At 65.6% G+C, this 19994-nt stretch carries 19 protein-coding genes; 12 read left to right on the top strand and 7 right to left on the bottom strand.

Annotated elements, in window-relative coordinates:
- Positions 1 to 4 precede the first annotated feature (4 nt).
- The 5 genes from ACTJI5_RS18970 to ACTJI5_RS18950 form a co-directional block, all read right to left on the bottom strand.
- Positions 5 to 616, bottom strand: coding sequence for a hypothetical protein (locus ACTJI5_RS18970; RefSeq protein ID WP_440861398.1), 612 nt, complete (start codon positions 614 to 616; stop codon positions 5 to 7).
- A gap of 74 nt (positions 617 to 690) precedes the next feature.
- Complete coding sequence (locus tag ACTJI5_RS18965; RefSeq protein WP_058536988.1) at positions 691 to 1938, bottom strand: SAM-dependent methyltransferase; 1248 nt, start codon at positions 1936 to 1938, stop codon at positions 691 to 693.
- Positions 1939 to 1980: 42 nt separating this feature from the next.
- Positions 1981 to 2760, bottom strand: a complete 780-nt coding sequence (locus ACTJI5_RS18960) for a molybdopterin-dependent oxidoreductase (protein WP_310251896.1) — start codon at positions 2758 to 2760, stop codon at positions 1981 to 1983.
- The gene (locus ACTJI5_RS18955) at positions 2757 to 3605 is read right to left on the bottom strand and encodes a cytochrome b/b6 domain-containing protein (protein ID WP_440861397.1); all 849 of its coding nucleotides are present in this window, start codon (positions 3603 to 3605) and stop codon (positions 2757 to 2759) included. Before ACTJI5_RS18955 ends, ACTJI5_RS18960 begins: the two co-directional genes overlap by 4 nt.
- Positions 3606 to 3635: 30 nt before the next feature.
- The gene (locus ACTJI5_RS18950; protein WP_440861396.1) at positions 3636 to 5342 is read right to left on the bottom strand and encodes a class I adenylate-forming enzyme family protein; all 1707 of its coding nucleotides are present in this window, start codon (positions 5340 to 5342) and stop codon (positions 3636 to 3638) included.
- Positions 5343 to 5419: 77 nt separating this feature from the next.
- Between ACTJI5_RS18950 and lgt the strand changes: the two genes are divergently transcribed.
- The 6 genes from lgt to ACTJI5_RS18920 all read left to right on the top strand — a co-directional run bounded on the left by lgt (position 5420) and on the right by ACTJI5_RS18920 (position 11410).
- Positions 5420 to 6295 (top strand): prolipoprotein diacylglyceryl transferase, encoded by an 876-nt coding sequence (lgt, locus tag ACTJI5_RS18945; RefSeq protein WP_440861395.1) that lies wholly within the window; start codon positions 5420 to 5422, stop codon positions 6293 to 6295.
- Positions 6288 to 7355, top strand: a complete 1068-nt coding sequence (locus tag ACTJI5_RS18940; RefSeq protein ID WP_440861394.1) for a class I SAM-dependent methyltransferase — start codon at positions 6288 to 6290, stop codon at positions 7353 to 7355. The genes lgt and ACTJI5_RS18940 overlap by 8 nt, the downstream gene beginning before the upstream one ends.
- Complete coding sequence (locus tag ACTJI5_RS18935; RefSeq protein WP_058536720.1) at positions 7352 to 7870, top strand: GNAT family N-acetyltransferase; 519 nt, start codon at positions 7352 to 7354, stop codon at positions 7868 to 7870. The genes ACTJI5_RS18940 and ACTJI5_RS18935 overlap by 4 nt, the downstream gene beginning before the upstream one ends.
- Positions 7867 to 8634 (top strand): peptidoglycan editing factor PgeF, encoded by a 768-nt coding sequence (gene pgeF, locus ACTJI5_RS18930; RefSeq protein WP_440861393.1) that lies wholly within the window; start codon positions 7867 to 7869, stop codon positions 8632 to 8634. Before ACTJI5_RS18935 ends, pgeF begins: the two co-directional genes overlap by 4 nt.
- 7 nt (positions 8635 to 8641) lie before the next feature.
- The gene (locus ACTJI5_RS18925) at positions 8642 to 10048 is read left to right on the top strand and encodes an SLC13 family permease (RefSeq protein ID WP_440861392.1); all 1407 of its coding nucleotides are present in this window, start codon (positions 8642 to 8644) and stop codon (positions 10046 to 10048) included.
- 69 nt (positions 10049 to 10117) lie between these two features.
- Positions 10118 to 11410 (top strand): cystathionine gamma-synthase family protein, encoded by a 1293-nt coding sequence (locus tag ACTJI5_RS18920; protein ID WP_058536723.1) that lies wholly within the window; start codon positions 10118 to 10120, stop codon positions 11408 to 11410.
- Positions 11411 to 11517: 107 nt separating this feature from the next.
- On the opposite strand, the gene ACTJI5_RS18915 is transcribed toward ACTJI5_RS18920, so the two are convergent.
- A complete protein-coding gene (locus ACTJI5_RS18915) occupies positions 11518 to 12237 on the bottom strand; it encodes an HAD family hydrolase (RefSeq protein WP_082639636.1) in 720 nt (239 codons plus the stop codon).
- A 101-nt stretch (positions 12238 to 12338) separates the two neighbouring features.
- On the opposite strand from ACTJI5_RS18915, the gene ACTJI5_RS18910 reads away from it, so the two are divergent.
- The 5 genes from ACTJI5_RS18910 (at position 12339) to ACTJI5_RS18890 (ending at position 16328) form a co-directional block, all read left to right on the top strand.
- Positions 12339 to 13445, top strand: coding sequence for an ABC transporter permease (locus ACTJI5_RS18910; RefSeq protein WP_440861391.1), 1107 nt, complete (start codon positions 12339 to 12341; stop codon positions 13443 to 13445).
- The gene (locus ACTJI5_RS18905) at positions 13445 to 14299 is read left to right on the top strand and encodes an ABC transporter ATP-binding protein (RefSeq protein ID WP_231732738.1); all 855 of its coding nucleotides are present in this window, start codon (positions 13445 to 13447) and stop codon (positions 14297 to 14299) included. The genes ACTJI5_RS18910 and ACTJI5_RS18905 overlap by 1 nt, the downstream gene beginning before the upstream one ends.
- A gap of 9 nt (positions 14300 to 14308) precedes the next feature.
- Positions 14309 to 15250 (top strand): MlaD family protein, encoded by a 942-nt coding sequence (locus tag ACTJI5_RS18900; RefSeq protein ID WP_058536725.1) that lies wholly within the window; start codon positions 14309 to 14311, stop codon positions 15248 to 15250.
- An 8-nt stretch (positions 15251 to 15258) separates the two neighbouring features.
- Positions 15259 to 15858, top strand: coding sequence for an ABC-type transport auxiliary lipoprotein family protein (locus tag ACTJI5_RS18895; protein WP_082639652.1), 600 nt, complete (start codon positions 15259 to 15261; stop codon positions 15856 to 15858).
- Positions 15859 to 16007: 149 nt separating this feature from the next.
- Positions 16008 to 16328 carry a DMT family transporter gene (locus ACTJI5_RS18890; protein WP_058536726.1) on the top strand — a complete coding sequence of 107 codons (321 nt, stop codon included), beginning with the start codon at positions 16008 to 16010 and terminating at the stop codon, positions 16326 to 16328.
- Positions 16329 to 16509: 181 nt separating this feature from the next.
- Here ACTJI5_RS18890 and pepN read toward each other — a convergent pair whose 3' ends face one another.
- Entirely contained in the window at positions 16510 to 19101 is a 2592-nt protein-coding gene (gene pepN / locus ACTJI5_RS18885) for an aminopeptidase N (protein WP_440861390.1), read from the bottom strand.
- Between the two features lie 46 nt (positions 19102 to 19147).
- Here pepN and ACTJI5_RS18880 point away from each other — a divergent pair, with 46 nt between their 5' ends.
- A complete protein-coding gene (locus ACTJI5_RS18880; RefSeq protein ID WP_440861389.1) occupies positions 19148 to 19984 on the top strand; it encodes an SDR family NAD(P)-dependent oxidoreductase in 837 nt (278 codons plus the stop codon).
- Positions 19985 to 19994: the final 10 nt, after the last annotated feature.

Raw genomic sequence — 19994 nt, 5'->3', positions numbered from 1 at the left:
GCGATCAGGGCAGCACGCCCCGTAAATCCTTGAAGCTGCGAACTGGGCGAGGCCGCTTCTTGTCTCCCCATATCGCGACGCTGCCGACAAGCAGCAATAGGCTAAAGCCCCCGGTGATGCAGGCAAAGACGATATCGCTCGTCCTCGTCGAGCCGTAAATCTTCAGCGAGTCGTAGCCGGCGTAGGCGATCAGCAGGGCCATCGCGACCATGAACACCGAATATAAGGCGGCTTCCCAAACTTGCTGCCCGCGCTCGACCCGGTCGAACCGCCCGACGCGCTTCATCCCTCGCGCGATTTCGAGGATGAGATCGCGATAGCTGACGTTCCCGAGGGATTTCGGGACCAGCACGAACTTTCGCCCGTCGTCGCACCAGATCAGGCAGCGAAAGGAATCGAGCCAGCGGAATTTGCCTTCGTCGAGACTCGCGCGGATTCGACGAATATCGGTGAGCGGAATTTCGGCGCGCCCGCGCCGCGAACCGGTCAGGACCAGCGCCGGCGAGTCGCCTGCTGCGACTTCCGCGTCGACCCACAAGCCTTTCAGACCTTCGCGGCGCAGCGCCCAGCAATTCCTGATCCGGTGAACCCCAATCCGGTCACGCCCGGCGCCCATGTCTTCGTCAGCCATTCCGCCCTCCTTCGGGCCGGTCCCATGGGGAATTATGACGGCGGCGACTGTGTTTGATGTCACACCCAGCGTGCGCCAAAATCCTCCTCCGTCGCCGCGATATAATCGCGCGTCAGCGGCAGCGCGTGGCGGCTGCGCGCGAACTGGATCTGATAATTCCCCATCCCGCCGCTTTCGAAAGCCGAGGTCGCGCCCGCGAGATAGAAGGTCCACATACGAAAGAAACGCTCGCCCATCATGGCGACGATCTCGGCCTCGTGTGCGAGCGTTCGCGCATACCATTGGCGCAAGGTCAGCGCGTAATGCAGCCGCAGCGTCTCGATGTCGGTGGCGATCAGCCGGCTCTTCTCGCTCGCCGCCAGCGTCTCGCTCAGCGCGGGGATATAGCCGCCGGGGAAGATATATTTGCGCGTGAAGGCGTCGGTCGCCCCCGGTCTGCCGAAGCGGCCGATCGTGTGGAGCAGCATCACCCCGTCGGCGGTCATGAGGTTGGCAGCGGCGCGAAAGAAGGTTTCGAAATTGGGCGCGCCGACATGCTCGAACATGCCGACCGAGACGATGCGGTCGAAACGCCCCGGCTCGCGCGCGGCGAGGTCGCGATAGTCAACCAGTTCGAATTTGACGCGGTCGGCGACCCCCGCCGCTTCGGCGCGCTGGCGCGCGAGAGCGAACTGCTCCTCCGATAGCGTGATCCCGAGCACTTCGACCTGCTCGAGCTTCGCCAGCGTAATCGCCATCCCGCCCCAGCCGCAACCGATGTCGAGCACGCGTTGCCCCGGTTTGAGCGCGAGCTTGGCGGCGATATGCGTCTTCTTTGCGACCTGCGCTTCCTCCAGCGTCATGTCCGGGCGCGGCCAGTAGGCGCAGCTATATTGCATGTCGTCGTCGAGGAAGAGGCGATAGAGGTCGTTGCCGATGTCATAGTGATGCCTGACGTTGGCGCGCGACCGGCGCTGGCGGTTGATCGACCCGATCCGCGTTTTCACCCAGTCGGCGCGCTGGCCCAGCCAGGTCTTGTCCTTGAGCGCGGCGCCGCGATCCCATGGCGTGTTCATGCGGATCAGGCCGATCAGGTCCATGATGTCGCCGCCCTCGATCCGCATGTCGCCGTCCATGAAGGATTCGGCGGCGCCAAGCCGGGGATCGAGGATGATCCGGCGCATCCCGGCGCGGGTCTTGAAGCGAAGGACGAGCTCGGGAAATCCCGGTGTCGGCGTGCCGAAACGCTCCTCGGCGCCGTCGGGTGCAATGACGGTCAGCCGCCCCTGACGCACCACGCGGGAAAGAAACGGAGCTAGGATCGACATGTCTGCAACGCCAAAAACCTCCATCGCGTCAAATGGTTGCCGTCAGATCCCGGCATACCATTCATAATCGATCCGGTCTTCCCAATAGCCGCCCTTGCCCGCGCCGATCTGATCGAGGCTGGCGACCGCCTCGATCGCGTTCACATATTTGGCGTGCTTGTAGCCGAGCTGGCGCTCGATCCGCAGGCGCAGCGGCGCGCCATTGGCGATTGGGAGCAGTTTATCGTTAAGCGCCCACGCCATGATCGTCTGCGGATGCAGCGCGTCGACCATGTCGCAGCTTTCATAATAGAGCGCATCGCCGAGCCGATCGGCGCAGCGGAAGACGATATAGCGCGCGCTGTCGCGCACCCCCGCCGCGGCGAGGATATCGCTCAGCTGCGGGCCGGTCCATTGCCCGATCGCGCTCCACCCCTCGACGCAGTCATGGCGCGTGATCTGCGTACGCTGCGGCATCGTGCGGATGTCGACCATCGACAGCGACAGCGGTCGCGCAACGAGCCCCGTCACCTTGACGCGCCAATCGGCAAAGCCGCTCGACGCGTGCGCGGCATAGGCAGCGCCCGCGGGCAGGCGCGTACCGTTGGGACGGAAATAGGGCGACAGGTCGCTTTTGCCGAACTCGCGCGCGAGCGCATTGCGATCGATCAGCGCGCGCTGGCTGGCGCGGTTCATCTCCTCGCCCATCGACAGGATCTTGCGTACCGCGGGCGCGTCGTTGATCGCGTCGCATCCCGATAGCAACGGCAACGCACCCGCTGCGGCAACCAGTCCGCCGGCGCGCGCAATGAGTTGACGCCGCGGCAGGACGATCTCGCTCATGCGCGCTCCCCCCTCTCGGGCGGCAGGCGGAACCAGCCGGTGACCATCGAGCGGACCTCGTTGATCGGTCCCGCCAGCAGCACCATCGCGATATGGACGAGGAAGAAGGCGACGAGCGCCCAGGCGGCGATGAAGTGGATCGAGCGCGCCGACTGCCGCCCGCCGAAAACATCGAGGAGCCACGGCCACGCGGCGTTCATCCCCGGCGACATGGTGAGGCCGGTCGCGATCATCAGCGGCAGCAGGACAAAGATCACCCCGATGTAACTGAGCTTCTGAAGGATGCCGTAGCGCGCCGCCGCCTCGCCGCGTGGAAAGCGCACCCGCGCATGCTCTTTCACATCGTGCCAGATATGGCGAGGCGACCATTCGGCGCGGCGTATGTGCAGATCCTTGCGCAAATGCCCGCCCAGCAGCGTCCAGACCATGTAGAGCGTCAGCCCGATTGACAGCACCCACGCGAACAGCAGATGCCAACGCCGCCCGTCGGCCAGGCTGTAGCTGGTCGGAATCGTCGCCCAGCCCGGAAAAGCCCATGTCTTTTGGACGCCTTCCGCATCGGTCCAGCGGCCAAGCACGCCCGTTGTCTCGACCCGATAATCGCCGATGCGCAAATAGCCGCTGTCCGGTGTCGAACCGATCACCAGCCAGGCGCGGTCGAAATTCGCACCATATTCGCCCCAATAGAGCCGCGGATGCGCATTGAAGATCATCAGCCCGCTCATCAGGAGGATGAGCAAGGTGACGGCATTTACCCAATGCCAGATACGCGCGGGCAATCGGTGGCGATAGACGCGCAGCGGCGCCGGCTGGGTGGGAGCGACGGGAGTTTCAGCCTCGGCCATGATCCCGGTTCGCTCCTTTTCTGCTTCCGGTTACGCGACGGCCTTCGCTGCATATTCCTCGCGATACTGGCTCCGCAAGCTGACCTTGTCGATCTTTTCGCTGCCAAGCTTGGGCAGCGCATCGTTCGACATCCAGATCTGGCACGGCACCTTGTACGGCGCGAGCCGCGCGGTGAGGAAGGAAACGAGGTCTTCGGCGGTCACGCTGCTGCCCGGCTTCGTCCACACGACCGCGCCGACGCACTCGCCGAGGCGCTCGTCAGGCAAGCCGAACACCGCGCATTCGTTGACCTCGGCATGCTCGTAGATCGCCGCCTCAACTTCCTGACAGCTGATATTCTCGCCGCCGCGGATGATGATGTCCTTCTTGCGATCGACGATGAACAGATAGCCGTCCTCGTCGAGATAACCGAGGTCGCCCGAGCGGAAATAGCCATTGTCGAAGAAGGCCGCCTTCGTTGCGGCTTCATTGTTCCAATAGCCCTCGAAATTGCACACCGAGCGGATGCAGACTTCGCCGACGCCGCCTTGGGCAACCGGCTCGCCATTGTCGTCGAGGATCGCAAGATCGACGAGCGGCTTCGACGCCGGGCCGGTCGACATCGGTTTCGCAACATAATTTTCGTTGATGATGCCGCAGCCGACCGCGTTGGTTTCGGTGAGACCGTAACCGAGCAAAGGCTTCGCCTCGCCCATCTCCGACGCAAGGCGCCGCACATGTTCGGGCGGGCGCGGCGCGCCGCCGCCGGCGTAGCTTTTGCACGTCGAGAGGTCGTAATTCTTGCGGTTCGGGCTGACGAGGATTTCATAGCTCATCAGCGGGACGCCGACGAAATAATTGCATTGCTCGTCCTGGATCAGCCGCATCGCCTCGTCGGCGTTCCACTTGGGCATCAGCACCAGTTTGCGGCCGAGAGCGAAGCTTTGCAGGAAGACGGGGATTTCGGCGGTGACGTGGAACAACGGCGTGCAAATCAGCGTCGCGGGCTGGATGTCCGACATCTGGCCGTCTTCGGTCAAGAGGTGAACGATGCTCGCGGTCTGCGTGACATAGTTGAAGATCGCCTGGCACACCGCCTCGTGGCGCGAATACGCGCCCTTCGACTGGCCGGTCGAGCCCGAGGTGAAGAGGATGGTCGCGAGATCCTGCCCGGTCAGCGTCGGCAGCACGGTGGCGGCGCTGCCGCCCGCACCGGTGATCGGCGCGATTGCCTGATCGATCGGCTGGGTTAGGTCGAGCGTGATGACTTTCGCGCCGTGCTCGACCTCTTCGAGCCGCGCCGCGCGCTGGACGTCGGCGATGACCAGCTTCGCTTCGCTGTCGAGGATGCCCGCGGCGAGTTCGCCGCCCTGCCACCAGCCGTTGAGCAGCGTAGCGCAGCCGCCCGCCATCAAAATGCCGATATAGGCGACGCACCACGCATTAGCGTTACGCATCGCAAGCCCGACGCGGTCGCCGCGCTGGACGCCATGGCCTTCGGCCAGCCCCGCCGCGACCTGGCGCGCCGCCATATAGACCTGCTTGAACGACAGCCGCTCATCGCCTTCGACGAGGAAGGTCGCATCGCCGTGCTGCGCGGCAAAAAACGCCACATAATCGGCAAGGTTGGTCGGCGCGTTGGAGATGAAGGGAAGCTGGTGGCCGAAACGTTCGACGGACCCGAGCTGGATCGGTCCGCCCGGACCGGTGATCAGATTATAGGCGGCTTCCAGGCGCAAATCGAGCGCAGATGGCATCTTCTATCTCTCCTCTTGGTCTCGCTCGCCTAACCCCTTATGGGGAGGCCTCTCCTGGGGAAGGACAGCGCGACGATATGTTTCTTTTTGCAACCTTAGCCGAAGCAACGCAATATGTGAACTTTCACGATCTCATGGGTGAGAACTCCGAGATCGCGTTCAGCGTCTTCGGCCTGCCGATCCGCTGGTACGCGCTCGCCTATCTCGCCGGGATTTTCGTCGGTTACTGGTATCTGCTCAGGCTGATCGCGCAGCCCGGCGCCCCGATGGCGCGGCGCCACGCCGACGACATGATCTTCTATGCGATGCTCGGGATCATCCTCGGCGGCCGGCTCGGCTATGTGCTGTTCTACAACCTCGGCAATTATCTCGAGAAGCCGCTCGAAATCTTCAAGCTCTGGGATGGCGGCATGTCGCTCCATGGCGGCGTGATCGGCGTGCTGATCGCGATCTGGTATGTGACGCGCAAGGAAAAGCTCAGCTTTCTGCGCTTCTGCGACTATGTCGCGTGCGTCGTTCCCTTCGGGCTCTTCTTCGGCCGCCTCGCCAATTTCGTGAATGGCGAGCTGTGGGGCCGCGCGACCACCGTCCCCTGGGCGATCATCTTCCCTGACAGCGGCACGATGGACCCGCGCCACCCGAGCCAGCTTTACGAGGCCGGGCTCGAAGGCCTGCTGATGATGGCAGTCCTCGCCTTCTTCTTCTGGCGCACCGATGCGCGCTACAAGCCCGGATTTCTGTTCGGCATGGCAGCGATCATCTATGGCCTCAGCCGCTTTGCGGTCGAGTTCGTCCGCGAACCCGATGTCCAGCTCGGCACGCTGTCGTGGGGACTGACGATGGGGCAGACGCTGACCGTGCCGATGCTGCTGATCGGTGTGTGGCTCGTCGCCACCGCGAAGGGCCGCCGCCAGCGGATCGAACCGGTCGCCGGACTCGACAGCGTTGCGTGACGGACCGCCGAACCCCGAGCAGCTGATCGGCGAAATCGCGGCGGCGCGGCCGACGACGATCGCCGACTATATGGCGGCAGCGAACGGCCATTATTACGCGACGCGCGATCCACTCGGCGCCGCGGGCGATTTTACGACGGCGCCCGAAATCAGCCAGATGTTCGGCGAGATGATCGGCGTCTGGATCGCCGACCTCTGGTCGCGCGCGGGCAGCCCGGCGTTTCGTTATATCGAGCTCGGCCCGGGCCGCGGCACGCTCGCCGCCGATGCGCTGCGCGCGATGGCGCGCTTCGGTTGCACACCGCAGGGCGTCCATCTGGTCGAGACGAGCCCGACGCTCCGCGCGGCGCAGCTGGCGCGCCTGCCCGCCGCGATCCATCACGACGATATCGACGACCTGCCGGACGACGGCGCCGCGATCATCGTCGCCAATGAATTTTTCGACGCCCTGCCGGTGCATCAATATATCCGCACCATCGACGGCTGGCGCGAGCGAATGGTCGAACGCACCGACGGAAAGCTGGCCGCGGTGCCGGGCAATGTTCCTGCCGACGACAGCGTCTCCGCGATGCTGCGCACCGGCCGCGTGGGAAGCATCGTCGAGACCGCGCCCGTGTCGGCCGCGATCATGCAGCGTTGCGCTTTTCGCCTCGCGCGCCAGGGCGGCGCGATGCTGGTGATCGACTATGGCTACCAGGGGCCCGCCGCGGGCGACACGCTGCAGGCGGTCAAGGCGCATCAATTCACCGATCCTTTCGCCGATCCGGGCGAGGTCGACCTTACGACGCATGTCGACTTCACCGCGCTTTCCGATGCAGCCAGGCGCGCCGGCGTCGCCATCGCCGGCCCGGTCAGCCAAGGCGCATGGCTTCAGGCGCTCGGCATCGACGCGCGGCTGAAGGCGTTGACGAACGCGGCGCCCGACCGCGCCGGCGAACTCGCGGGCCAACGCGACCGGCTTGTCGAGCCGGACGCGATGGGCGAATTGTTCAAGGTCATGGCTGCCTCCGCCCCCGGCTGGCCGCGACCCGAAGGTTTCGGGGCAAAGGCAGCAGCATGACGACCATCACCCTCGCGCGCGACGAAGATGTCGGCGAACTGACCCTGTTCGCGAGCACATCCTTCACCCACACTTTCGGGCATATCTATGACCCGGCCGACCTCGCGGCCTTCCTCGCCAGCTGGAATCCGCCCGAGCGCCTCCGCGCACAAATCGCCGACCCCGCGTGGGCGATCGCCCTCGCCCACGACGACACCGGTGCGATCACCGGCTTCATCAAGATGGGCCCGATCGATTTCGATCTGCCCGAAGGCCAGCCGCTCGAAGACGCGACCGAGCTCCACCAGCTTTATGTCGGGGAGGCCGCGAAGGGCAAAGGTATCGCGGTGGCGCTGACCGACTGGGGCATCGCATGGGCGCGCGAACGCGCGTCGATCCTCTATCTTTCGGTCTTTACCGAGAACCCCCGCGCGCAGGCCTTTTACCGCCGCTATGGTTTTGTCGATGTCGGCCGCAACGCCTTTCGCGTCGGCAACCATATCGACGAGGACCGCATCTTCCGGCTCGACCTGTGAGCGCGCCCTTTGCGAGCGCGGCAACGCTGGCGGGCGTCGCGCACGGCTTTTTCGGCCGCCGTGGCGGGGTGTCGGCGGGCGAGCTCGCCTCGCTCAACTGCGGCCTCGGTTCGGGTGACGATCCGGCGTTGATCGCCGAGAACCGGCGGCGCGTGGCCGACGCGGTGCTTCCGGGCGCGGCGTTGACCGGGCTGTACCAGGTTCACGGCAATCGCTGCGTTATCGTCGATGGCGACACTGACCTCGCCGCGCGGCCCGAGGCCGATGCGCTCGCGACGCGCACGCCCGGTATCTTGCTCGGCATATTGACCGCCGACTGCGTTCCGGTGCTGTTCGCCGACCGCGAGGCCGGGGTTGTCGGCGCGGCGCATGCGGGGTGGAAGGGCGCCATCGCCGGGATCACCGACGCGACGCTGGGCGCGATGGAGAGCCTCGGCGCCAGCCGCGCCAATATCGCGGTTGCGATCGGGCCGTGCATCGCGCGCGCTTCCTATGAGGTCGATGAAAATTTCGTACAGCGCTTCGTCGCCGAAGATCCGGCGAACGAACGTTTTTTCGCAGCGGGCAAGCCCGGCCATGCGATGTTCGACATCGCCGCCTATGTTGCGGCGCGGCTCGCCGCGGCGGGCGTGACGCGAATTGCCATCGGCGGACAGGACACCTATGCCGAAGGGCAAGATTATTTCAGCTATCGCCGCGCGTGCCATAAGGGAGAGAACTCCTACGGCCGCCAATTGTCGGTGATCGGACTGACGGGAGGATAAGGGGCCGATGACGCGCACGCGCTGGTTGGGGTTGATCGGCGGGCTCGTCGTCTTTTGCATCATGCTTCTGCTCCCGGCACCCGCCGGGATGGAAGTCACCGCATGGCGCGTCGCGGCGCTGACCGTGTTGATGGCGATCTGGTGGATGACCGAGGCGCTGCCGCTCACCGTTACCGCACTCATGCCCTTCCTCACCGTGCCAGCCTTCGGCGTGATGGATGCGAATGCGATCGCGAAGGAATATTATTCGCCGATCCTGTTCCTGATCCTCGGCGGCGCCTTTCTGGCGCTCGCGATCGAGCGCGTCGGGCTGCACCGGCGGCTCGCACTGGCGCTTCTGAAGCGCGCCTCGCCGACCGCGAGCGGCCTACTCTTTGCCTTCATGACGGCGACCGCGCTGCTCAGCATGTTCATTTCGAACACCTCGACCGCGCTGATCATGATCCCGATCGCGCTCGCGGTCGTGCGCGCGGGCGGCGTGCAAGAGGGTGAGACCGGCGGTTTCGCAGGCGCGGTGATGATGGGCATCGCCTTCGCCGCCTCGCTCGGCGGGCTTGGTACGCTTGTCGGCAGCCCGACCAATGCGATCGCCGCGGGGCTGATCGAAAAGGCGCTCGGCCTGCGTATCTCGTTCCTCGACTGGGCGATCTACGGCGTGCCGATCGTGCTGCTCTCAGTCCCGATCGCCATGTGGATTCTCGCGCGCGTCCAGCGGCTGGCCGATCACCCGTTTGACGGCAGTGCGGCGGCAGCGGCGCTCGGCAAGCAGGCAACATGGTCGACCGCCGAGCGCCGCGTCGTCCCGATCTTCCTGATCGTCCTCATCGCGTGGATCGCGCAGCCCTGGCTCGAACCGATGCTGCCCAAGGGCGCGCTGACCGACGGCACGATCGCCGTTGCGGGCAGCCTGTTGCTCTTCATCCTGCCCGATGGCACCGGCCGGCCGCTGCTGCTCTGGAAGGAAGCCGACCGCGCGCCATGGGGCGTCATCATGATGTTCGGCGGCGGCCTCGCGCTCGCCGCCGCGATCACCGCAAGCGGGCTCGCCGCCTGGCTCGGCGCGGTGCTCGCACCGCTCGGCAGCGTGCCGACGATCGTCCTCGCCGCGACTATCGTGGCGCTCACCATCCTGATCACCGAATTCGCGAGCAACGTCGCGACCGCGAGCGGGATCATGCCCGTGCTCGCGGCGCTGATCGCGGCGACCGGCGTCGACCCGATTCTGCTGGCGCTTCCCGTTGCGATGGCGGCGAGCTGGGGCTTCATGCTGCCGTCGGGGACCGGTCCGAACGCGCTCGCCTGGGCGACGGGCCATATCGCGCTGCCGCGCATATTGAAGGCGGGGTTCGCGCTCGACATTATCGGCGCCCCGCTGTTGATCGGGGTGATCTGGACCATCGCGATGGTCGGATGAACCGCGCAATATAGTTTCAAACGAAACCTGCGTGCTATACAGGGCCCCAACACCTCAAGGAGCATTCCCATGGCCATGCGCGGCAAACCCAAGAACAACACCAAGAAAATCGGCGATCGCGACCTCAGTCCCGCCACGCTGATGATGGGACTCGGCTATGACCCCGTGCTCTCCGAAGGATCGCTGAAGCCGCCGATCTTCCTGACCTCGACCTTCGCGTTCGAAAGCGCAGCGGCGGGCAAGCGCTTCTTCGAACATATCACCGGCAAGCGCGAAGGCCCGGCCGACGGCCTCGTCTATTCGCGCTTCAACGGCCCGAACCAGGAAATCCTCGAGGACCGCCTCGCGGTGTGGGACGGCGCCGACGACAGCCTCGTCTTTTCGAGCGGCATGTCGGCGATCGCGACCCTGCTCCTCGCGCTCGTCGGCCAGAATGACGTAATCGTCCATTCGGGCCCGCTCTATGCCGCGACCGAAACGCTGATCGCGCGCATCCTGTCGCGCTTCGGGGTCAGCTTCCTCGACTTCCCCGCCGGCGCGACGCGCGAGGAAATCGACGACATTCTGGCGCGTGCGAAATCGCTCGCCGACGAGAAGGGCGGCAAGGTCGCGCTCGTCTATCTCGAAAGCCCGGCGAACCCGACCAACGCGCTCGTCGACGTCGAAGCGGTTCGCGGCGCGCGCGACGCCGCCTTCCCCGGCGAGCAGCAACCGCCGATCGCGATCGACAACACCTTCCTCGGCCCGCTGTGGCAGAAACCGATCCGCCAGGGCGCCGAACTCGTCGTCTACAGCCTCACCAAATATGCCGGCGGCCATTCGGACCTCGTCGCGGGCGGCGTGTCGGGCGACCAGCGGCTGCTCAACATCATCCGACCGATGCGCAACACGATCGGCACGATCTGCGACCCCAACACCGCGTGGATGCTGCTGCGCAGCCTCGAAACGCTCGAACTGCGCATGAACCGCGCGGGCGAAAATGCGCTGAAGGTCTGCACCTTCCTGCGCGATCATCCCAAGGTCGAAGGTCTTGGCTATCTCGGCTTCATTCAGGACGCGCGCCAGAAGGACATCTTCGACCGCCATTGCACCGGCGCCGGATCGACCTTCTCGCTGTTCATCAAGGGCGGCGAGGAAGAAAGCTTCCGTTTCCTCGACGCGCTCAAGATCGCAAAGCTCGCGGTCAGCCTTGGCGGCACCGAGACGCTCGCGAGCCATCCCGCCGCGATGACGCATTTGTCGGTTCCCATCGAGCGCAAGAAGGCGCTCGGCATAACCGACAATCTGGTGCGCGTGTCGATCGGCATCGAAGACCCCGACGATCTGATCGCCGATTTCGCGCAGGCATTGGACGCGGTTTAAAAATCCCCCTCCCACTTGTGGGAGGGGTTAGGGGAGGGCATGTCGGAAACGGCGCTCTCTGAAAAACAGGCCCTCCCCCGACCCCTCCCGTAAACGGGAGGGGAGAATCAGCGCCGCGCGCGCCAGTCGACGACCTGCCAGCCCATTTGCGGGGCGAGCAATTTCAGCCTGCGCGATGGCGTCGCCGCGACCGCCTCGTCGGCAAAATGCAGCATCGGGTGGTCGGACACATGGTCCGAATAGGCGCGGATATGCGCACGATCGCGGGTGATGTCGTTGGCCGCCATCCAGTCGTCGATCCGCGCGAACTTCGCCTCGCCATAGCAATTGTCGCCCGCGAGCCGCGCGTGGATATGGTCGGCGCCGTCGGGCTCGTCGAGCTGCGTCGCGAGCACATCGTCGATCCCGAGCCGCCGCGCGATCGCATCGACGTAGAGGTGGAACGACGCGGTCGCGAGCAGCAGCCGATACCCCGCCTCGCGGTCGGCGGCGATCTGCTCGAGCGCTGCGGAGTGGAGCCCGCGCGCTACGACCTTGTCGGCATAGCTTTCGGCGAGCGGCGCGATTTCGGTGCGGCGAAAGCGCTTGCCGACAAGCAGCCGGAGGTTGATTGCCTTCAGCCGCGAGCGGTCAATCAGGCGCAGCGAATAGGCCGCCCCCGCAAGCCCGACGAGCGGCAGCAACAAGAGCCGCCATTGCTGGCGCCGCCGCGCAACATGCATCAGGAAGCCGCTGTAAGTCCCTGAACGCGTTATCGTCCGGTCCATGTCGTACATCGCGACGCGGTGCGCATAGTCGGGGATCGGCGTGGCGAGCGGGTCTTCCATCCCCCACCCATAGTGTGGCCCGGCATGGCGGCCAAGGCCCGGCAAACTAAACCATGGATTCACTTGCCGTCATGGGGCAAATAAGACAATGTTCCCGCACGATGGTTGCCAGGGCGGATTTCGAACATAGCGACGGTGCCGATGGTGCCGAAGTTCGCTTCACTGGCCGTCTGACGCTCGCGCGTCTGGGTGACGTTCCCGCGCGTCTCGATGCGCTGGGTCCGATCGGGACGCTCGACCTGTCGGCGCTCGAGCGCATCGACACCGTCGGCGCCTGGATCGTGACACGCACCGCCAAGGAACATGGTTCGAAGGTCGTCGGCGCGAGCGAAGAAGCGCAGCGCCTGCTCGAGGCACTCGCCAGCGACAAGAGCGAATATCGCGTCCACCGCGATCGCCGCCCGGGCTGGGCGCGGATGCTCGAACAGGTCGGCCATGCCAGCGTCGCGATCTGGCACGAACTGCTGGGCATCGTCGGCTTTTTCGGTGCGATGATCGTCGCGCTGGGCATCCAGATTCGCGCGCGCCGCCGCCTCCGCTGGAATGCCGTTGTCACCCGTTTCCAGACCGTCGGCGTCGACGCCCTGCCGATCATCGGCCTGATGAGCTTCCTGATCGGGATCGTCATCGCGCAGCAGGGCGCGGTGCAGCTCGAACAATTCGGGCTGGAGGTGTTCACGATCAACCTCGTCGGCCGCGCCTCGATCCGCGAACTTGGCCTGCTGATGACCGCGATCATGGTCGCGGGCCGCTCGGGATCGGCCTTTGCCGCCCAGATTGGCACGATGAAACTGACCGAAGAGATCGATGCGATGCGCACGATCGGGGTGTCGCCGATGGAAGCGATCGTGCTGCCGCGCGTCGCCGCGTCGACCATCACCATGCCGCTGCTCGGTTTCTACGCCAGCCTGTGCGCGATCGCGGGCGGCGGCGCCTTTGTCTGGATCGGGCTCGACATCCCGCCGCTCACCTATATCCAGCGGCTGCGCGAAATTATTCCGATGACCGATTTTTACATCATGCTGATCAAGGCGCCCGTGTTCGGCATATTGATCGGCGTTACCGGCTGTTACGAAGGCATGCAGGTGCGCCAGAATGCCGAGGAGGTCGGCCAGCGCACGACATCGGCGGTGGTCGCCGCGATCTTCCTCGTCATCGTCCTCGACGCGATGTTCGCCGTCTTCTTCTCTTCGCTGGGATGGAATTGATGAGCGAAGAGATCGAGCAGGAGATCAAGGAAGAGCTTGCCGCCGCCGACGCGGTGCGGCCCGAAAAGTTCGAAACCGCCATTTGCATCCGCGGGCTCAAGAACCAGTTCGGCGATGCCGTGGTTCACGAGGATCTGAACCTCGACGTCCGTTCGGGCGAGATTCTGGGCGTCGTCGGCGGATCGGGCACCGGCAAGTCGGTGCTGATGCGCTCGATCATCGGACTCCAAACGCCGACCGCGGGCGAGATCGAAGTGTATGGCAAGACGCTCGACACGATCGCCAACGAAGAGGAATCGCGCGATCTGCGCCGGCGCTGGGGCGTGATGTTTCAGGGCGGCGCGCTCTTCTCGACGCTGAGCGTGGCCGAGAATATCCAGGTTCCGCTGCGCGAATATTATCCGCGCCTCGACCAGCGGCTGCTCGACGAGATCGCGGCATACAAGGTCGCGATGGTCGGCCTGCCCCCCGATGCCGGCCCGAAATATCCCGCCGAGCTGTCGGGCGGGATGGTCAAGCGCGCCGGCCTCGCGCGCGCGCTGGCACTCGACCCCGCGCTGCTCTTTCTCGACGAGCCGACCGCGGGGCTCGACCCGATCGGGGCGGCGAAGTTCGACGAACTTATCCGCGAACTGGCCGACACGATGGGCCTTACCGTCTTCCTCATTACCCACGACCTCGACTCGCTTTATGCCACCTGCGACCGGGTCGCGGTGCTGGCCGAAAAGAAGGTGATCGCGGTCGGCACGATCCCGGAACTGCTTGCCACCGAGCATCCGTGGATACAGGATTATTTCAACGGGCCACGCGGCCGTGCTGCGGCAAGCGGGAACCAAACCGCGAAGCCGCGATAGGAACAGCTGATGGAAACACGCTCAAACAACGTCCTCGTCGGCGCTTTTGTCCTCCTCTTCACCGCGGCGCTCGCCTTTTTCGTCGTCTGGCTGGCGAACGACAGCGGCGGCGACAAGCGCGAATATGACATTTTCTTCAAGCAGTCGGTCGACGGGCTGAACAAGGGCGCGCAGGTGCAATTCTCCGGCGTTCCCGCGGGCCAGGTGCGCGAAATCGCGCTGTGGCCCGAAGATCCGCAATTCGTCCGCGTCCGGATCGAGGTGAACGAGGGCGTCCCGGTGCTGCAGGGAACGACCGCCGCGCTCGAAGGCGTCGGCTTTACCGGCGTGTCGCAAATCTCGCTCGATGGCGCGGTCAAGGGCGCGCCGCCGATCGCCGACAAAGGGCCCGCGGGCAAGCCCGTCATCCCGACGCGCGTCGGCGGCCTCGGCGAACTGCTCAACACCGCGCCGCAATTGCTCCAACGCCTGTCGACGCTGAGCGAACGCCTCGCCGAACTTGCCGACGACAAGAATCAGGAAAGCTTTGCCAAGATACTGGCCAATGTCGAAGCGACCACCGCGACGCTCGCGCGCAACGGGCCGGCGCTCGAACGCGCGCTCGCCGATACACGCATCGCCATCCAGCAAGCGGGCAACGCCGCCGAACAGGTCGGCAACCTCGCGGCGTCGGCGCAGGGCACGATCGACCGCAACGTCGACCCCGCGATGGCGAACCTGCGCGATACGCTGAAATCGGCGAATGCCTCGATGGCGACGCTCGAGGCCGCGATCAGCGACGCGCGGCCGGGGCTCAAGACGTTCAGCGAAACGACGATTCCCGAAGCCAATGCGCTGATCCGCGATCTACGCCGTACCTCTGCCTCGCTGTCCAGCCTGACCGACAAGCTCGACCAGCAGGGCGCGGGCGCGGTTCTCGGCGGCAGCCAGCTGCCCGACTACAAGAAATGAGGATGCCCATGATGCGAACATTCCGCGCCCCGCTGGTTGCCGTCATCGCGGCTGTGACGCTCTCGGGCTGCATCGGACTCGGCGGCAAGACACCGCCCTTCCTGCTGACGCTCGACGCCGACGCGGCGCCGAGCGCGGGCGGTGCGCGCACCGCGGCCGAAGCGGCGACACTGACGATCCTGATCCCGACCGCACCGCAAAAGCTGCGCACGACGCGCATCCCGGTGCAGCAGGACGGATCGAGTGTCGCCTATGTGAAGGACGCGCAATGGGTCGAGGCGCCCTCGCGCCTGTTCCAGCGGCTGGTGTCCGAAACCGTGTCGGCGCGCACGTCGCGCGTCGTACTCGACGAGGGGCAATATTTGACCGCGCCGGGCGAACAGCTAGCGGGGCAGTTGATGGAGTTCGGCGTCGACGCCGCGACGAACGAGGTCGTCGTCGTCTATCAGGCGATGCTGGTGTCGGCGGGCGGCAAGACCGTGACGCAGCGCCGCTTCGAAGCGCGCGAGGCGATCGGCGGCAAGGTCGAGGCGAAGCCCGTCGGCGAGGCGCTGACCCGCGCCGCGAACAAGGTCGCGGTCGAAGTTACGGGCTGGCTGGGCGGCTAGGGTCAGAACCTAGACCGGCCTGCCCATTGCCATTTCGTGCCGCTGCGCCTAGAGGGCGCCGCATCATATCGCCTGTATCTGCGCAGCCTCTTCCGGGTTTCCGGCTGTGCCCTTTCCTTTCGAGCCCGCTGACTTGAAAGGACTATGCCATGGCGTGGGTCATCCTCGCGATCGCCGTTGTTACCGAAATCATCTGGGCGCTCAGCCTGAAATGGGCTGCGACGCTCGGGACCTGGCAGGCATCGGTCGTTCCCGTCTCGCTCAGTTTTTTGAACATGGCGCTGCTCGCGTTCGCGATGCGCGGGATTTCGGCCGGGACCGCCTATGCGATCTGGACCGGCCTCGGCGCGGTCGGCGTCATCATCGGCGGCATATTCTGGTTCGGCGAGAAGGTGAACGCGGTCCAGATCGGATTCATGGCGCTGATCGTCATCGGCGTCGCCGGGACCAAGCTGTTTTCGACGGCCTGATCGAGACCGTGGGGCGGTTTTCGACCGGGTGCCGCCTCCAACACTCTCGTCACCCGGACTTGATCCGGGGTCCCGCTTGAGATCAAAGCCTGCCGATGCCTCAAAAAAGCGGGATCCCGGATCAAGTCCGGGATGACGAAGGGTAAGGAAGCATCGACGGCTCCCCACCCCTAAGCCGCCCTCACCCCAACAAGCTCTTCGACGCCTGTTCGGTTACATCGCGCGACAGGCCGGGCTGCGCGAGGATGCGCTCGAGTTCGGCCTTCATCAGCGCCTGCCGCCCCTCGTCGAACCGTTTCCAGCGGCCGAGCGGCGGGATCATCTTCGCCGACGTCTGCGGGTTCTTCGGGTCGAGCGCTATGACGAGGTCGGCGATCAGCGTGTAGCCCGCACCATCGGCCTGATGGAACGCCGCCTGATTGCCCGTCAGCGCGCCATAGAGCGAGCGTACACGGTTCGGGTTCGCGAGCGTGAAGTCGGGGTGCTGCGCCAGCGCCTTCACCGCATCGACGGTGTCGCCGCGCAGCGACCACGCCTGCACCTGGAACCATTTGTCGAGCACGAGCGGGTTGTCGCGATAGCGTTGATAGAAGATGTCGAGTGCGGCGATGCGCTCGTCGCTGTCGCCATGCGCGAGCGTCGCGAGCGCCGCCTGCCGTTCGGTCATGCCGTCGGCATCGGAAAAGATGCGGAACGCCAGCGCCGGGGCATCGTCGGCCCCCGTTGCGGCGAGATAGGCGAGCGCGACGCCGCGCAGGCGGCGGCCGCCCTTGGCCTTGCTCGACAGGTCGGTCGCGGGCGGCGCTCTGCCGGCAAGGATCGCGCGCCATTTCGTTTCGAGCGCGGTGCCGATCGCGGCTTGCAAGGCGAGCCGCTCGCGGCGGATCGCGTCGGGGTCGACGGTGACCATCTGGTCGCCGATAAAGGCTTCGCTTGGCAGCAGCACCGCCTCGGCGACGAAAGCGGGGTCGCTTGCCGCGCCGGCGAGCGTCTGGCCGACCGCGTCGATCACCGCCCGATGATCGCCCGTCTTTCCCGATACTGCAGCAACGAGCGTGTCGAGCATCAGCTGCTGCAACGCCTCGTAGCGCGCGAACGGGTCGTCGTCGTGCGCGGCGAGCCACGCGAGTTCGCCAGAGCCACGCTCGAAATCGACGATGATCGGCGCCGAAAAGCCGCGATTGACCGACAGTGCCGGACGCGCCGCAAATTTGCCGAGCGCGATGCGCTGCGTTGCGCCGGTCACGGTGACGAGCGTGTCGGCGAGCGCATCGCCGCTGCCATCCATCGCAAAGGCGGCGAGGCGGAGCGGCATCATCATCGGCTGCTTTTCGGGCTGCCCGGGCGTTGGCGGCACCGTCTGCACGATATCGAGCGACCAGTGGCCGGCTTCTTCGGCCAGCGACAGTTTGAGCCGCGGCGTGCCCGCCTGCTCGTACCAGCGGCGGAACTGCGCAAGGTCGATGCCCGCGCCTTCCTCGATCGCACGCACGAAATCCTCGCACGTCGCGGCCTCGCCGTCGTGGCGCTCGAAATAGAGGTCGGTGCCTTTACGGAAGCGCTCGGGGCCGACCATCGTCGCCATCATGCGGATGATCTCGGCGCCCTTGTTATAGATGGTCGCGGTGTAGAAATTCGAGATTTCCTGAAAGCTGTCGGGGCGGATCGGATGCGCGAGCGGCCCGGCGTCCTCGGGGAATTGCGCGGCGCGAAGCAGACGGACATCCTCGATCCGCTTGACCGGGGGCGACCCCATGTCGGCCGAGAAATTCTGGTCGCGAAAGACGGTGAAGCCTTCCTTCAGGCTGAGCTGGAACCAGTCGCGGCAGGTGACGCGGTTGCCCGACCAATTGTGGAAATATTCATGCGCGACGACACCCTCGACCCCGTCGTAATCGACGTCGGTCGCAGTATCGGGATCGGCGAGGATATAGCGCGTGTTGAAGATGTTGAGGCCCTTATTCTCCATCGCCCCCATGTTGAAATCGCTGACCGCAACGATGTTGAACAGGTCGAGGTCATATTCGCGGCCATAGACGCGCTCGTCCCACGCCATGCTGTCCTTCAGCGCCTGCATCGCATGGCCGGTGCGATCCTGATCGCCGCCCCGCACCCAGATGCCGAGTTCGACCTCGCGCCCCGACATCGTCGTGAAGCTATCCTTGTTGACGACGAGGTCGCCGGCGACGAGCGCGAAGAGATAGGAAGGCTTCGGCCATGGGTCTTCCCACAGCGCCCAATGATCGCTCCCCTCTTCGCCCTGATCGACGCAATTGCCGTTCGACAGCAGGATCGGGAACGCGGCCTTGTCGCCCGCCATCCGTACCTTGTAGCGGCTGAGCACGTCGGGGCGGTCGGGGTGGAAGGTGATGCGGCGAAAGCCTTCGGCCTCGCACTGCGTGCAGAGCAGGCCGCCCGACGCATAGAGCCCCGACAGCTGGGTGTTCGATGCGGGGTCGATCACCGTGTCGACCTCGACCGCCGCCGCGGTGCGTTCGCCGAGGTCGACGATCAGGTCGCTGCCCTCCATCCGCCAGTCGTTCCACACTTCGCCATCGACGCGCACCGCCGCCGGGGTCAGCCCGTCGCCGCGCAGCAGCAGCGGCACCGGGGCGCCGCCCTGCCGCACCACCGACAGCGCCGCGCCGACCTTCGTCGCATCGATCCCGAGCGCGAAATCGAGCGCGATGTCGGGGATGGACCAATCGGGCGCGCGATAGTCGCTGCGGTGAATGGTGACGGGGATGGCGGGGGTTGAGGAGGCGTCGGTCATGTGATCGATCTAGGCACAGCGCCGCCGACGCGCAATAAGGCGCGCGATGGGACAGATGCTGATTTTCGGGATGGGTTATGCGGCGAGCCACCTCGGGGGCCGCCTCCGCGCGCGCGGCTGGGAGGTGACCGGGACGACGCAGGACGGGCGCGAGGGCAGTATTGCCTTTGCCGACGAGCGAGCGGTGCTCGGCGCGCTGCGCAGCGCGACGCACATATTGTCATCAGTGCCGCCCGCCGAGGGCGCCGACCCGGTGCTCGCGCGCTATGGCGAGGCTGTTGCTCTCGCCCCGGCGGGCTGGGTCGGCTATCTGTCGTCGACCGGCGTCTATGGCGATACGGGCGGCGCGTGGGTCGATGAAAGTGCCGCCATCAAGGGTCGTCGTCCCGACCGCAACGCGGCCGACGCGGCTTGGGGCATGCTGCGCAGCGATGTCCGCACCTTTCGTCTCCCCGGCATCTATGGCCCCGGCCGCTCGATCCTCGATCGCATCGCCGAGGGCCGGGCACATCGGATAGACTTGCCCGAACAGGTTTTCAGCCGCGTCCATGTCGATGACATCGCGGGCGGGGTCATGGCATCGTTCAGGGGACCGGCGGGCGTCTATAATCTGGCCGATGACGAGCCGTGCCATCAGAATGAACTGGTCGAATGGGGCTGTGCAATGTTGGGGGTGGCGGCGCCGCCGCTGCAATCGCTGGAAGAAGCCGGCCTGTCGCCCGCCGCCTGCGCATTTTATGCCGAGAACCGCCGTGTTGCGAATGGCAAGGCGAAACGATTGCTTGGCTGGACACCGCGCTATCCGAGTTTTCGCGAGGGGTTGGCAAGCCTACCCATGACCGTCGCCCCCGCGGAGGCGGGGGCCGCTATCGGCGTAGAGTAAGGTTGCCAGC

This window comes from Sphingopyxis sp. 22461 (assembly GCF_052044915.1).
Taxonomy (GTDB): Bacteria; Pseudomonadota; Alphaproteobacteria; order Sphingomonadales; family Sphingomonadaceae; genus Sphingopyxis.
This window is presented reverse-complemented; position numbering and strand designations above follow the sequence as displayed.